The 14,213-nt window shown below is 62.0% G+C and carries 15 protein-coding genes and 1 tRNA gene; 12 read left to right on the plus strand and 4 right to left on the minus strand.

Features of this window, described 5'->3' with window-relative positions; all coding sequences use genetic code 11:
* Positions 1-224 precede the first annotated feature (224 nt).
* Both ileS and ACGYKA_RS08815 read left to right on the plus strand, forming a co-directional pair.
* A complete protein-coding gene (gene ileS / locus ACGYKA_RS08810; RefSeq protein WP_394410483.1) occupies positions 225-3,242 on the plus strand; it encodes an isoleucine--tRNA ligase in 3,018 nt (1,005 codons plus the stop codon).
* A gap of 259 nt (positions 3,243-3,501) precedes the next feature.
* Entirely contained in the window at positions 3,502-3,957 is a 456-nt protein-coding gene (locus ACGYKA_RS08815) for a methylated-DNA--[protein]-cysteine S-methyltransferase (RefSeq protein WP_394410480.1), read from the plus strand.
* A 15-nt stretch (positions 3,958-3,972) separates the two neighbouring features.
* Here the strand turns inward: ACGYKA_RS08815 and ACGYKA_RS08820 are convergent, their stop codons facing one another.
* The gene (locus tag ACGYKA_RS08820) at positions 3,973-4,668 is read right to left on the minus strand and encodes a phosphatidylcholine/phosphatidylserine synthase (protein ID WP_067268016.1); all 696 of its coding nucleotides are present in this window, start codon (positions 4,666-4,668) and stop codon (positions 3,973-3,975) included.
* A 269-nt stretch (positions 4,669-4,937) separates the two neighbouring features.
* Here ACGYKA_RS08820 and rpmB point away from each other — a divergent pair, with 269 nt between their 5' ends.
* The gene (gene rpmB, locus ACGYKA_RS08825) at positions 4,938-5,237 is read left to right on the plus strand and encodes a 50S ribosomal protein L28 (RefSeq protein WP_067268014.1); all 300 of its coding nucleotides are present in this window, start codon (positions 4,938-4,940) and stop codon (positions 5,235-5,237) included.
* Positions 5,238-5,492: 255 nt separating this feature from the next.
* Entirely contained in the window at positions 5,493-7,133 is a 1,641-nt protein-coding gene (locus ACGYKA_RS08830; protein WP_394410477.1) for a BCCT family transporter, read from the plus strand.
* Positions 7,134-7,154: 21 nt separating this feature from the next.
* On the opposite strand, the gene ACGYKA_RS08835 is transcribed toward ACGYKA_RS08830, so the two are convergent.
* Positions 7,155-7,853, minus strand: coding sequence for an NAD-dependent deacylase (locus tag ACGYKA_RS08835; RefSeq protein WP_394410474.1), 699 nt, complete (start codon positions 7,851-7,853; stop codon positions 7,155-7,157).
* A gap of 6 nt (positions 7,854-7,859) precedes the next feature.
* A complete protein-coding gene (locus ACGYKA_RS08840; protein ID WP_394411182.1) occupies positions 7,860-8,855 on the minus strand; it encodes a LysR family transcriptional regulator in 996 nt (331 codons plus the stop codon).
* Positions 8,856-9,018: 163 nt separating this feature from the next.
* Here ACGYKA_RS08840 and ACGYKA_RS08845 point away from each other — a divergent pair, with 163 nt between their 5' ends.
* The 7 genes from ACGYKA_RS08845 to ACGYKA_RS08875 all read left to right on the plus strand — a co-directional run bounded on the left by ACGYKA_RS08845 (position 9,019) and on the right by ACGYKA_RS08875 (position 12,563).
* Positions 9,019-9,894 (plus strand): carbon-nitrogen hydrolase family protein, encoded by an 876-nt coding sequence (locus ACGYKA_RS08845; RefSeq protein ID WP_394410471.1) that lies wholly within the window; start codon positions 9,019-9,021, stop codon positions 9,892-9,894.
* An 81-nt stretch (positions 9,895-9,975) separates the two neighbouring features.
* The gene (gene infA / locus ACGYKA_RS08850) at positions 9,976-10,194 is read left to right on the plus strand and encodes a translation initiation factor IF-1 (protein ID WP_005978431.1); all 219 of its coding nucleotides are present in this window, start codon (positions 9,976-9,978) and stop codon (positions 10,192-10,194) included.
* 89 nt (positions 10,195-10,283) lie between these two features.
* A complete protein-coding gene (locus ACGYKA_RS08855) occupies positions 10,284-10,862 on the plus strand; it encodes a Maf family protein (protein WP_394410468.1) in 579 nt (192 codons plus the stop codon).
* The gene (locus ACGYKA_RS08860) at positions 10,859-11,893 is read left to right on the plus strand and encodes a ribonuclease E/G (RefSeq protein ID WP_394410466.1); all 1,035 of its coding nucleotides are present in this window, start codon (positions 10,859-10,861) and stop codon (positions 11,891-11,893) included. Before ACGYKA_RS08855 ends, ACGYKA_RS08860 begins: the two co-directional genes overlap by 4 nt.
* Positions 11,890-12,081 (plus strand): DNA gyrase inhibitor YacG, encoded by a 192-nt coding sequence (locus ACGYKA_RS08865; protein ID WP_271689502.1) that lies wholly within the window; start codon positions 11,890-11,892, stop codon positions 12,079-12,081. The genes ACGYKA_RS08860 and ACGYKA_RS08865 overlap by 4 nt, the downstream gene beginning before the upstream one ends.
* A 115-nt stretch (positions 12,082-12,196) precedes the next feature.
* Positions 12,197-12,271, plus strand: a tRNA-Phe gene (locus ACGYKA_RS08870).
* Positions 12,272-12,389: 118 nt separating this feature from the next.
* On the plus strand, positions 12,390-12,563 hold the full coding sequence (locus ACGYKA_RS08875) for a CsbD family protein (protein ID WP_082852044.1): 174 nt from the start codon (positions 12,390-12,392) through the stop codon (positions 12,561-12,563).
* Between the two features lie 61 nt (positions 12,564-12,624).
* Here the strand turns inward: ACGYKA_RS08875 and ACGYKA_RS08880 are convergent, their stop codons facing one another.
* Positions 12,625-12,783: a YqaE/Pmp3 family membrane protein gene (locus ACGYKA_RS08880; protein WP_082852043.1), complete on the minus strand. Its 159-nt coding sequence runs from the start codon at positions 12,781-12,783 to the stop codon at positions 12,625-12,627.
* A gap of 186 nt (positions 12,784-12,969) precedes the next feature.
* Between ACGYKA_RS08880 and ACGYKA_RS08885 the strand changes: the two genes are divergently transcribed.
* The gene (locus tag ACGYKA_RS08885) at positions 12,970-13,830 is read left to right on the plus strand and encodes a mechanosensitive ion channel family protein (RefSeq protein ID WP_271689505.1); all 861 of its coding nucleotides are present in this window, start codon (positions 12,970-12,972) and stop codon (positions 13,828-13,830) included.
* Positions 13,831-14,213: the final 383 nt, after the last annotated feature.

A 14,213-nucleotide genomic window follows, 5' to 3' on the forward strand; every position in this document is an offset into this window, starting at 1 on the left:
GCGGCGACTCTGGCGGTGTTTTCAGCCCGATTGTCGCGCGTCTTCCGGGGCTTGTCGGGGCAGGGGGGGCTGTTTATAAGCGGGCCCATGACACGCCTCACCGCGATCATTATTCGAATTATATTCCCGGCGCTCTGAGCAATTGAGACGCCGGGCCGAGGTGCTTGAGCCATTCGCACCGACCGAGATTGAATAACCCCCCAAATGCCTAAAGGACGCCCCCCATGTGCGCCGAGACCCCCGACTACAAAGCTACGCTGAACCTGCCCAAGACCGATTTCCCCATGCGCGCCGGATTGCCCAAGCGCGAGCCCGGCTGGTTGGAGCGGTGGGAAAAGATCGGCGTCTATGACCGCCTGCGCGAGAAGGAGGGGCGGGAGCCCTTCACCCTGCATGACGGCCCGCCCTACGCCAACGGCAACCTGCACATCGGCCACGCGCTGAACAAGACGATCAAGGACATGATCGTCCGCTCCCACCAGATGATGGGCTATGACGCGCGCTACATCCCCGGTTGGGACTGCCACGGCCTGCCGATCGAGTGGAAGATCGAAGAGCAGTACCGCAAGAAGGGCCGCGACAAGGATCAGGTGCCGATCAACGAGTTCCGCGCTGAATGCCGCGACTTCGCCGCCAAATGGGTCGACGTGCAGCGCGAGGAGTTCAAGCGCCTCGGCATCACCGGCAACTGGGAAAATCCCTATCTGACCATGGACTTTCATGCCGAGCGGGTGATCGCCGAGGAATTCATGAAGTTCCTGATGAACGGCACGCTCTATCAGGGCTCCAAGCCCGTGATGTGGTCGCCGGTCGAGAAGACCGCGCTGGCCGAGGCCGAGGTCGAGTATCACGACAAGGAAAGCCACACCGTTTGGGTGAAGTTCAAAGTCGCAGATGTCAAAAAACAGGATCGGTTTTCCGAAGTGCCTGGCTACGACCCGGGGGATATGAAATATGAAATGGCTATTCAAATGGAGTATTCTGATAGCCAGCGGGCGAAGGATCTGATTGGCGCACACGTCGTCATTTGGACCACAACGCCTTGGACAATGCCTTCGAACAAAGCAGTGGTTTACGGCGAGGGCATCTCCTACGGTCTCTACGAAGTGACCGCTACGCCAGACGAATGCTGGGCCAATGTGGGGGATCGCTATCTGCTGGCCGACGATCTGGCGGCGGATGTCTTTGCCCGTGCCCGATTGGAAGACGGCATGTGGCAGCGCGTGCGCGGTGTCGAGAATGACGAACTGGCCAAAATCTCCCTCCTGCACCCGTTGGCCGGGGCCGAAGGGGCAAACGGCGAATGGGACGATCTGCGCGATTTCCGTGCGGCGGATTTTGTGACCTCGGACGAGGGCACCGGCTTTGTGCATTGCGCGCCGTCTCACGGTCTGGAGGAATACGAGCTTTACCGCGACCTCGGCATGCTGCCGCAGGTCATCACCTATAACGTCATGGAAGACGGCCGTTTCCGCGACGATCTGCCCTTCTTCGGTGGCAAGGCGATCCTCAAGCCGAACGGCAAGGAGGGCAACGCCAACAGCGCCATCATCGACAAGCTCGTGGAAGTCGGCGGCCTGCTGGCACGCGGCAAGATCAAGCACAGCTATCCCCATAGCTGGCGCTCCAAGGCGCCGGTGATCTACCGCAACACGCCGCAGTGGTTCGCCGCCATCGACAAGGAGGTCGGCGACGGTCTGGACCAGAACGGCACAACCATCCGCGAGCGTGCGCTCACTTGCATCGACAAGGTCAACTGGGTGCCGAAATCTGGGCGCAACCGTCTCCATTCGATGATGGAGGCGCGGCCCGACTGGGTGCTGAGCCGTCAGCGCGCCTGGGGCGTGCCGCTGACCTGCTTCGTGCGCAAGGGCGTGGCGCCCACGGACGAGAACTTCCTATTGCGCAACGACGCGGTGAACCAGCGCATCGTCGAGGCTTTCGAGGCCGAGGGGGCAGACGCTTGGTATGCCGAAAGCGCGAAGGAGCGGTTCCTTTCGGGCATCGTCGACCCGGCGGAGTTCGATCAGGTGACCGACATCCTCGACGTCTGGTTCGACAGCGGCTCGACCCATGCCTTCACCCTGCGCGACCGCGAGGACGGCACCGAGGACGGCATCGCCGATGTCTACATGGAGGGCACCGACCAGCACCGCGGCTGGTTCCATTCCTCGCTCTTGCAATCCGTCGGCACCACGGGCCGCGCGCCCTATCGCAATGTGGTGACCCATGGCTTCACGCTGGACGCCAAGGGCATGAAGATGTCCAAGTCCATCGGCAACACCATCGTGCCCGAAAAGATCGTGCAGCAATATGGCGCCGATATCCTGCGGCTCTGGGTGGCGCAGACCGATTACACCGCCGACCAGCGCATCGGGGATGAGATCCTCAAGGGCGTCGCCGACAGCTATCGCCGCTTGCGCAACACCATGCGCTACATGCTGGGCGCGCTGAGTGACTTTTCCGAGGCGGACCGGGTGGACCCGGCTGAGATGCCGGAACTTGAGCAGTGGGTGCTGCACCGGGTGGCGGAACTCGACAAGGTGGTGCGCGACGGTTTTGCGCGTTTCGACTTCCAAGGCGTGTTCCAAGCGGTCTTCACCTTTGCCACAGTCGATCTTTCGGCCTTCTACTTCGACATCCGCAAAGACGCGCTTTACTGCGATGGCGACACCCTGCGCCGCCGCGCCGCGCGGACGGTGCTGGATATCCTTTTCCACCGTCTGACCACATGGCTGGCCCCGGTGCTGGTCTTCACCATGGAAGAAGTCTGGCTGGAGCGCTTCCCGGGCGACGACTCCTCGGTGCATCTGGTCGATATGCCCGAGACGCCCGAAGCATGGCTGAACCCGGAACTGGCGGCGAAATGGGCCAAGGTCCGCGCCGCGCGCCGGGTGGTGACCGCAGCGCTCGAAGTGCAGCGGACCGAGAAGGTGATCGGCGCCTCGCTCGAGGCGGCCCCCGTGGTACATGTCGACGACGCGGCGCAGCGGGAGGCGCTAGAAAGCGTGTCCTTCGAGGATGTCAGCATCACCTCCGACATCACCGTGACCGGCGATCCAGCGCCTGCCGAGGCTTTCCGCATGCCGGAGACCGACGGCGTGGCCGTGGTGTTTGAAAAGGCCGAGGGCGCAAAATGCGAGCGCTGCTGGAAGGTGTTGCCGGATGTCGGCACGCATGAATATCCCGGCGTCTGCGGGCGCTGTGATGAAGCGGTTCGCGAGGCATTGGCGGAAGCCTGAGGCGTTTTCAGTGAGTGATCAAACGGGCGTCGGGTTGACCGGCGCCCGTTTTTCTTTGTCAGGTCGCCTATGCCCCGCCCGTGGGAACCACGGGCATCGCCCTCCCTCCCCCCGGAGGGCGATTTTGCAGCGTTTGCGCAATTCGCACCTTTAGCGCCTCTTGCAAGTCCACACCCGCCAGATAGGGCGTATCGCCCCCATGGAGCGCGATGCCCTCAGCGCTCTTTCGCCGGCGTGATTTCTGGCGCAGAGTAGGGCGATGAAACAGGCCTCTCTCTCCACGCCCTTCGGCGATCTGATCGTCACCGAAGAAGACGGTTCGATCACGGCGCTCGGCTGGGGGCAGGCGGCGGGGCAAGACCGCTCGGAGGTGCTCGACACCGCTCTAAGGCAGATTAACGAATACGCGACAGGCCAGCGTCAGCAATTTGACCTGCCGCTGCGCGTCACCGGCAGCGATTTCCAGCGCGCGGTCTGCGCCGCCATCGCGGCCATTCCCTTCGGCCACACCCGCACCTACGGCGAGATCGCTCGTGACCTCGGCGTGCCAGCGCAGGCCGTGGGTGGGGCCTGTGGCGGCAATCCGATCCCGATCCTTATCCCCTGCCACCGCGTCATGGGCGCCAAGGGGCTTACCGGTTTCAGCGGCGCGGGCGGGGTCGAGACCAAGGTCGCCCTGCTGCGCCATGAAGGCGCGGCGGGACTGTTGATTTAAGGAGCTAAGGCGGGTTCAGTCGTCGCCCGAAGGGATCAATTGCTGCGCGGCACCGGCGCAGATCAGGTAGACAGAGGTGATCACCAGACCCCAATGCGCCCAGCTTTCGGGGTGGAAGTTCACCCAAGCGGACCAGCCCGCGAAGAAGGTCCAGGCCAGCGCCATGGGCAGCGTCACGGGGCGCCAACGCTCGGTCCGGACGGGGTGGACGAATTTGATCGGCAGAAACATCGCTGCGGCAAGGATCGTGACCACGATCAGGCTGATCCACCACTCGGGCTGCAAGGCAAAGAGCACCAGCACCAGCATGTTCCAGCAGCCGGGGAAACCTTTAAAGGAATTATCCTTTGTTTTCATGCGCGTGTCAGAGAAATACATGACACTGGCGAAGGTGATGATGATGATCATCGCCCAACCGCTCCAGCCATCCATCAGCCCCGAGGTAAAGAGCGCGAAGGCCGGGATGAAGACGTAAGTCAGATAGTCGATGATCAGATCCATCAAGACGCCATCGAACTCGGGCGCGTTGGTCTTCACGTCATATTTGCGCGCCAGCGGCCCGTCGATGCCATCGACGAAAAAGGCGATCACCAGCCATAGAAACATGAGGTCCCATTTCTCTTCCACGGCGGCGAGCATGGCGAGCATGGCCAGCACTGCTCCGGTGGCAGTGAAAAGGTGAACGAAGAGGGCGCGCATCTGTATGGTCATGCGTCTGCATCGCAAATCCGCCGAGGGGATGCAAAGGAAACTCTGGGCCCGATGGCAAAAACCAGCGTAGCGGGGGCAGGGCGGGGCAGCTATGCTTGACGCGATCGGCGGTGGGCGCAGGAAATATGGCCAAGTCCCGCGCACCGGGTTGACGGCTACCGCGATTCCCCTTAAAGCCAGCGAACCAATTCAGGGTCGGCTCTGCGCGGCCCCCACGTTATGTGTGTTTCCGGATCGCTGGAAAGACACAACAGCAAAAGGATGAACCCATGTCGCGCCGTTGCGAATTGACCGGAAAAGGCCCGATGACGGGCAACAACGTAAGCCACGCCAACAACCGTACACGCCGTCGGTTCCTGCCGAACCTCAACGACGTGTCGTTGCAGTCCGAAGCACTGGGCCGCGCTTTCAAGCTGCGCATCTCTGCCGCAGCCCTGCGCAGCGTTGACCACCGTGGTGGTCTGGACAAGTTCCTGGCAAAAGCCAAGGACGTTGAACTGTCCGACAACGCGTTGAAAATCAAAAAGGCCATCGCGAAATCCAGCGCGACAGCCGATGTGCTGAGCTAAGGCTTACCGCATAGAGATTGGGGCCTCGATCCGAAAGGATCGGGGCCTTTTTCGTTTTGGTCTTAGGGATTTGTTAGGGTTTCCGGCCTATCAGGGGCTAGGGCCGTGGCGGCTCGGGGTAATTTTCTTGCGCAGGGGCATGTTTTTATTCGGGAAACCTTAGACAGGCGCGCTAATTGATCTTCCGACAATTGTTGTTCTGGCCATGCTACCTGCCGAGCGGGGTTCAGACAGTGCATCAAGATCGGAGACTCCATGACCGACCCCACACCCGGCACGTCCAGTTCCACTACGCCACCCGATACGAATGAGATTGAGACTGATTTCGAGGTCGGCCAAGACAATATCGACGGATCCCTCGGCCCGTTGGGTTTTGACATTCACAACCCGGTCTTCATGGTCTCGGGCCTAACGGCGGTGGCTTTTGTGCTGCTGACCATGCTCTTCCCGGATCAGGCCGGGGTGGTCTTCCTAGCCGTTCGCGATTTCGCCACGACCAAGCTGGATTGGCTGTTCATGATCATCGTGAACATCTTCGTTCTGTTCTGCATCGCGCTGATTTTCATGCCGATTTCAAAGGTCAGGCTCGGCGGGCAAGAGGCCGTGCCGGAATATTCCTATCTGGCGTGGTTCGCCATGCTTTTTGCCGCGGGCATGGGGATTGGCCTGTTGTTCTTTGGCGTGCTCGAGCCGGTGTACCATATGAACGTCTCCGGCCCGCTGGGGGTGCCCCTGCCCATTGCCGAGGATGGGTCGATCATCCCCGAGTATGTGGAGGCCGCCCTTGCCATGGGTCTTGCGGCGACCTTTTATCACTGGGGGCTGCACGGTTGGGCGGTCTATGCGATCATGGCGCTGGCCTTGGCGCTCTTTACCTATAACAAGGGGCTGCCTTTTTCGATCCGGTCGTGCTTCTACCCGCTGCTGGGTGATCGGGTCTGGGGCTGGCCGGGGCATATCATTGATATTCTGGCGGTTTTCGCCACGCTCTTTGGCCTTGCCACATCGCTTGGCCTTGGCGCGCAGCAGGCCAATGCGGGGTTCAACTTCGCCTTCGGGCTTGAGATTTCGACCAATGTGCAGGTGATCATCATCCTGTTGGTGACCGCCGTGGCGCTGGTGTCGGTCTGGCGCGGGCTGGACGGCGGGGTGAAGATCCTGTCTGAGGTCAACATGATCGTGGCGGTCCTGTTCTTCCTCTTCGTGCTTTTCGTCGGCCCAACGCTGGTGGGGCTGGACGGGTTCTGGACCGGTCTGTTGGCCTATACGCAAGAGATCATCCCGCTCTCCAATCCCTTCGGCCGGGAGGATGATTCCTACCGTGAGGGTTGGACCGCGTTCTATTGGGCGTGGTGGGTCTCTTGGGCGCCTTTCGTAGGCATGTTCATCGCGCGGGTCTCGCGCGGGCGCACGGTGCGGGAGTTCATCATCTGCGTGTTGCTGATCCCGTCGCTGATCATCTTCATCTGGATGGGCGTCTTTGGCGGCATCGCGATCGACCAGATCCTTGCTAGCCCTGAGACATCGCTGGTCAAAGCCAATGTGATCGACAGCTATTCGCCGGAACTCTCGCTTTTCGGAATGCTGAATGAGCTTCCCTTTACCAAGATCGCCTCGACCATCGCGATCCTTCTGGCGCTGGTGTTTTTCGTCACCTCCTCGGATTCGGGGTCGCTGGTTGTCGATACGATCACGGCGGGGGGCAAGATTGATGCCCCGGTGCCGCAGCGCATCTTCTGGTGCATCGTCGAAGGGTTGATCGCCATCGTGCTGCTGATCGGCGGCGGGCTGTCGGCGCTGCAGGCCGGGGTCACCGCGACGGGGGTGCCTTTTGCGATCCTGATGCTGGTGATGTGTTACACGATCTACAAAGGGTTGCGCAGCGAACCGCGCTGATGGCCCGTGGCGCGCCGGTGGTTAGCGGCGCGCCTCAAGCACTTCGGCCACCCATTCCGGCACTGTCTGGCTGGCGGGCCCGATGCGATGTTCGGCGAACTGATTGCCCACGGCGGAGCGTTCGAGATTGAATTCTATCGTATGCGCCCCGGCGCGGCGTGCCTCGGCGACGAAACCGGCAGCGGGGTAGACATTGCCCGAGGTGCCGATGGCGGCAAAGATATCCGCTTCGGCCAGATGATCGAAAAGCGCGTCCATCTCATAGGGCATCTCACCGAACCAAACGATGTCGGGTCGCGCGGCGGGGGCACCGCAGGCGGGGCAGGGATCGCCCGGTGCCATGACCATGGGCGCGGGCCAGCGGTGATCGCAAGCGGCGCAGAGCGCGCCTTTGAGCGCGCCATGCATATGCATGACCTGCCGCGAGCCGCCCTGTTCGTGCAGACCGTCGACGTTTTGGGTAATCACCACCACCTCGCCGTGCAACTCGGCCTCCAGCCGGGCGAGGGCGCGGTGCGCGGCGTTGGGGGCCACTTCGGCGGCCTGCGCGCGGCGCGCGTTGTAGAAGTCGACGACCAGTTTGGGGTTGCGAGCGAAACCTTCGGGCGTCGCCACGTCTTCGACCCGGTGCTGCGCCCAGAGGCCATCTGAGGCGCGGAAGGTCTCAAGCCCGCTTTCGGCAGAGATGCCCGCGCCGGTGAGGATCACGATCTTGGTCATGGGGCATTATTCTCCGATAGGGTCCATGTCTTCAAGCAGGTGAAAGCCGTCGGCCAGCCAAGGCAATTGCGCGATGGCGGGGGCGATCATATGGGTCTGCATCAACTGCCGCAGGGTCTGAGCAATGTCGCGCGGCACGGGGCCGGACCATTCCGCGCCCGCGAAGAGAGAGATGGTGCGCGCAGGCGGTTGGGCCTGTGCCGCCGCGGGCAGGGGGTGCGCGGCGAGGCGGTCGTGAAAACGGGCGGCGCGCATGTATCCCAAGGGCGTGGTCATCGCCCAGCCGATGCCGCGGGCCACCATGGCCATCAGGGCCAGATGGCTGCCAATCTCGAAACGGGCGGGCAGGTTGTGTCTCTCTGATGCAAGATGCGCCTCGATCTGCCGCGCGATCAACTGATCGGCGGCATAGCGCAGGAAGGGCAGATCGGTGGCGCCGCGCAGCAGGGCGTCGGGATCGGCGGACGTGCCCGCGGGGGTAACGAGGATAAACGGATCGCGGGCCAGCGGGTATTCCAGAACCCCCGCCATCGGCCCGTCGATCTGCGCCGAGAGTGCCATATGCAGGCTCTTGTCGCGCAGCGCCCCAGCCAATTCATTGCTGCCTGCGGTGATCATCCGAAAGCGGCATCCGGTCAGGCTGTCGCCAAGGATCGTGGCAAGGCGCGGGGTCAGGTCATCATCGAAATCGTCGATCACGCCGAGGTTCAGCGCCTCCAGATGGGCCAAATCCATCACCGTGACTTCGCTCTGCGCTTGGCGCAATTCGCTGAGCGCCTGTTCGGCCCGGCGCAGGAACATCTGCCCGGCTGGGGTCAGTCGCATGGGGCGGCGGGTGTGATCGACCAGTTCCGCGCCGATGGCGGCTTCGAGGTTGCGCATCTGCTGGCTGACGGCGGGCTGGCTGAGCCCTGTGGCCTCGGCCGCCTGCGCCACCGATCCGCTTCGCGCCAACGCTTCAAACACTTCGATGCCCCGCAGGGTGATGCCCTTGTTCAGCATATGGTCCAATCTCTTTCGGAACTTGTGAAACCATGGGAAGGTCAGGTCAAGCCTTTGCCCAAGCAAGCGGCAGCCTCTCGGGCGTTTCCATGAAAGCGGTGCCGCCTGTCTTGAAGCCAGCGGTAAAGCTGCGCAGACTGCGCGGAAACTAGGAGCCATTCAAATGAAGATCGCCACAGCCGCCTATCCGCTCGATGTTCTGACATCATGGGCGCAATACGAAGACAAGTTGGCCCATTGGGTCGCCGAGGCGGCGGTGCAGGGGGCGGAACTGCTGGTTTTTCCTGAATATGCAGCAATGGAACTGGCGACGCTCGACGGGGCCGAGGTGGCGGGCGATTTGGAACGTTCGCTCATTTCGGTGTCGGACAAGCTTGAGGAGGCGGATCGTCTGCATGTGAAACTCGCCGCCGAGCATAACGTGCATATCGTGGCAGGCTCTGGCCCCGCAGCGACTGAGAGCCGCCCGGTGAACCGTGCCCGGCTGATCACGCCCACGGGGCAGATCGGCGTGCAGGACAAGCAGATCATGACCCGTTTCGAGCGTGAGGAATGGGGTGTGATCGGGGGCAATGCGCTTCAGGTCTTTGACACGGCCATTGGCAAGATCGGGATTCTCATCTGCTATGACAGCGAGTTTCCCCTGCTGGGCCGTGCGCTGGCGGAATGTGATGTGATCTGCGTGCCCAGTGTCACCGAAACGCTCGCGGGCTATTGGCGGGTGCGCATCGGCTCCATGGCGCGGGCGCTGGAGAATCAGTGTATCACTGCCATGTCTTCGGTCGTGGGCAAGGCCGATTGGTCCGAGGCTTTGGGCCAATCCTATGGCGCGGGCGGGATTTTCTGCCCCCCGGATCGCGGCTTCCCGCCTACGGGGGTTTTGGCTGTGCGCGAGGTTAACGCGCCCGGCTGGACCGTGGCCGACGCCGACTTGGCGCAGGTCGCCCAGGTGCGCGCGGATGGCATCGTGCTTAACCGAAGGGACTGGCAAGACCAGATTGGCCGCGACGGAAAGGCGATAAACGTCGCTTTGCGCTGAATCCCCCTTGAAAAAGCGCGAAAATGCGCCCATTTAAGCCTGCGCCCTCGTTTTGGAGGGTTTTGTGCTCAAGGAGAGACCATGGCCAAGGAAGATACGCTCGAATTTCCCGGTGTCGTGAAGGAACTCCTGCCTAACGCGACGTTTCGGGTCGAGCTGGAAAACGGCCATGAGATCATCGCGCATACGGCAGGCAAGATGCGGAAAAACCGCATCCGTGTTCTGGCTGGCGACAAGGTTCAGGTGGAAATGACACCCTATGATTTGACCAAGGGTCGGATCAACTATCGCTTCAAGTAAGCGGCACCGCGTTCGCGCGTTGCGCGGCGCAGGCGGGGCCGTGCGCGGCCCCGACCGGGCCGCCGGCCTCAGGCAAAGAGGCCCATAAGATGCAATTCATTCTTGGATCAGGATCGCCGCGCCGGTTGGAGCTTTTGGCCCAGATCGGCGTGACCCCCGATGCCATTCGCGCCCCCGACATCGACGAGACCCCCCATAAGGCCGAGCTGCCGCGCCCCTATTGCGCCCGAATGGCGCGCGAGAAAGTGGCGGCGGTGCCTGCGGGCGCGGAGGATATCGTGCTTTGCGCCGATACCACCGTGGCGCTTGGCCGGCGCATCCTCGGCAAGCCCGAGGATGAGGCCGAGGCCGAAGCCTTTTTGCGGCTGATGTCGGGCCGTCGGCATAAGGTGGTCACCACCGTCGCCGTCAAACGTGGCGAAAAGCTGTGGCAGCGCGATGTGCAAAGCAGCGTGAAGATGAAATCCCTGTCCGAGCCCGAGATTCGCCGCTACCTCGCCACCGGCGATTGGCGCGGCAAGGCGGGCGGCTATGGCATTCAGGGCCCCGCGGGCGCGTTGATTCCTTGGATCAGCGGGTCATTCACTGCAATTGTCGGCCTGCCATTGGCCGAGGCTGCGAACCTGCTGCAAGCGGCAGGCTACCCATTTGACGGAAGGACGCCATGAAGGGCCGTATGATTATTCTCGACCATCTCGGTGATATCGAGGCCGCCGCCCTGATGGTGGACGGCAAGCTGGATGATTTTCTGATCGACAGTGACGGGCCGCGCGTCGGCACCGTTTACCGCGCGATTGCGGATCGTCCGGTGAAGGGGCAGGGGGGCATGTTCCTTAAGACCCCCGATGGCCCGGCGTTCCTGCGTCAGATCAAGGGGCTGGCCCCGGGTCAGACGATTCTCGTGCAGGTCTCGGGCCATGCCGAGCCGGGCAAGGCGATCCCGGTGACCAATAAGCTGCTCTTTAAGTCGCGCTATGCCATCGTGACGCCGGATGCGCCGGGGCTGAACATCTCGCGCAGCATCAAGGACGAGGAAGAGCGCGACCGGCTGCTCGAAATCGCCCATGAGGTGGCGGGTGGGGCCGATCTGGGCTTGATCCTGCGGTCCTCCTGCGCCGGTGCCGATGCGGAGGATATCGCCGAGGATATCGCCAATATGCTCAGCTTGGCGGATACCGTGGCCAATGATGACGCGCAACAGATGGAGGTGCTGAGCGAAGGCGATGGCCCGCATCTGCTCGCTTGGCGCGATTGGACCGCGCCCGCCGAGGTGGTGACCGAGGTCGGTGGTTTTGACGACCACGGCGTTCTGGAAGAGCTCGACCGCGTGGCCTCGGCGCAGGTGCCGCTCGGCGGCGGCGCGTCGATCTTTGTGGAGCCGACACGTGCGCTGGTTGCGGTCGATGTGAACACCGGCAACGATGCCTCGCTCGCCGCCGGGGTGAAGGCCAATATGGCCTGTGCCAAAGCGCTGCCGCGTGCCCTGCGTCTGCGCGGGTTGGGCGGGCAGATCACGCTCGACCTTGCGCCCATGCCCAAGAAGGACCGCCGGACGTTTGAAAGCGCCCTGCGCGCCGCTTTCCGCGCCGACGATGTGGATACGACGCTGGTCGGCTGGACGCCTCTGGGCCATTACGAGCTGCAACGCAAACGCGCCCGCCCGGTGCTGGCGGAGGTGCTGACAGGGGCAGGCCAATGAGCTGCCCGATCTGCAAAGCCGAAACCGTCAAGGCGCATCGCCCCTTCTGCTCGCGCCGCTGCGCCGACATCGATCTGGGCCGCTGGTTCAACGGCAGCTACGCCGTCCCCTCGCGCGACCCCGAAGACGTGGAAGCCGCCATCGACGCCGCCGAAGCGCCACAAGACCGCCCCGCAAAGCCCCATTAACACAGGAAAATTTGCGTTTTTTGAAAAGAAGTGGGTTTCAGGGCAAAATGGGGCTGGACACCCCGCGCCACAGGTCCTAGAACCCGCTCACCCGACCTTGAAAGAGGTGACCCGTGCCCGGGTAGCTCAGGGGTAGAGCAGTGGATTGAAAATCCTCGTGTCGGTGGTTCGATTCCGCCCCCGGGCACCATTTTTACTAAAACAGACAGACCGTAAGCCTCGCTGCCCAACGCGCGTGATTTCCCTCACAACGGAACCCGCGCCTCCTGCCCAACGTTGTTCCCCTACCTAGATAGAGGAGAGCAACCATGGCAAATGACGACCAAGCAAAAGGCAAGGCGAAAGACATCGGTGGCAAGCTGAAAGAAGAAGCCGGCGATGCCACAGGCAACGAAGACCTGAAGCACGAAGGTCAGGCCGATCAGGCCGAAGGCAAAGTGCAAAAGGGTGTCGGTGACGCCAAGGACAAACTATCTGATTGATTGCAAAAGCGCGCCTCTTCTCGGAGGCGCGCTTTTTCTATTCGGGCTGCTGCCCGCGCTCTCACCTTTTGATGATGATATAGAGCGCATGGACGATCCCGGGCAGGTAACCCAGCAAGGTCAGTAGAATGTTAATCCAGAAGTGCTTTCCCAGACCTTCCTGCAAGAACACCCCAAGAGGGGGCAGTAGGATAGCGATGATGATGCGAATGATGTCCATAGTGTCACGCCGGGTGCGCCGGGCTCCTTTCCAAACTGATTAAACCTTGCCCTAAGCTAGCTCCCGAGCCTCACACGGCCAGTGGTGGCGCGTTGAACGGGGCGCAATTAACACTCGCCGCAGCATGGGTTTTGCGGCAATCTACCAAACAGCCAGAGGAGGGGCAGGGTGGAGCCAGTCAGGATCATGTGGCGCCAGATCATGGAGATGGCGCGAGAGACAATCGCACTTTTGCCGCAGATCGCTGTCGCAACCCTCGTATTGATATTAACCTGGGCCATGGCCGCGCTTGGCCGGTCGCTGGTCAGCAGAACCCTGTCCAGGACCAAGCTGCGCCCGAGCCTTCAGGACCTCTTTACCCTTTTGACATCTATCCTCATCTGGGTCTTTGGCATCATGATCGCGGCCGTGATCGTCTTTCCCGGGCTCACGCCTGCGAGCATTCTGGCGGGGCTCGGCATCGGGTCGGTCGCCATCGGCTTCGCTTTCAAGGACGTCTTTGAGAATTTCCTTGCCGGGATCATCATCCTCTTTCGTCGGGAAATGCGCATGGGGGATCATATCGAATGCGAGGGAATCGAGGGCAAGGTCACCCATATCGCCATTAGAGAGAGCCATATCCGCCAGACGGACGGGCAGCTCGTGATCGTGCCCAATGCGATGCTCTTCAAGAACCCCGTCTATGTGCGCACGGATCAAAAGCACCGTCGGCAAACCGTGATCTGCGGGGTGGCCTATGATGTCGATCTGGGTGAAGCGCGGGCGGTGATCTTTGAAGCGGTCGCGCGCTGCGAGACGGTAGAGCAGGGGGAGCATCCGATTCAGGTCTTCGCCCAAGAGTTCGGGGAGTCCTCCATCAACTTCGAGGTGACTTGGTGGACAGGCTCAGCCCCGGTCGAGCAGCGCCGCTCTCGGGATGAGGTGGTGACCGCGGTGAAGCGTGCGCTTGACGAGGCAGGGCTGGAAATTCCTTTCCCCTACCGCACGCTCACCTTCAAAGAGCCGCTTCCGCTCAGTCGGGCGGAGGAGGATGCAGGGGAGGAGTAGGGCCTGTGCTGCGAGTCGCCGATTTTGCCCTGTGGTCCCGTGAATCGCGGTCGATTCATGGGCCGGCAGTGAGGGTATCGGCTTAGATAGGCCAGGGGAGGCCAGCCTCGGCGCGCTAGGAGTGGAAATTTAGCACGCCATTTCAGCGCCTTGCCGAAAAGTTCCCCGAAATCTCATCTTTTCTCAACTTTCTGCTTGCGGCTTTGCCCCAGTAACCTTAGAACCCCCTCTACCGGCGGCGCTGAGACGCACCGCTGGGGCGCCAGACGGGGCGGACGGCAGCGAAGACGCGGTGGTTCGGATCAAGAGGCGGATAAGAATTCGAGGTATTAGAGGCGGGGCGCGCCAAGAAGTTAGGGCGCATCTCAGTTTCTTTTGTCTCA

Source organism: Sulfitobacter sp. 1A15106, assembly GCF_043556995.1.
In the GTDB taxonomy this organism is placed as follows: domain Bacteria; phylum Pseudomonadota; class Alphaproteobacteria; order Rhodobacterales; family Rhodobacteraceae; genus Sulfitobacter; species Sulfitobacter faviae.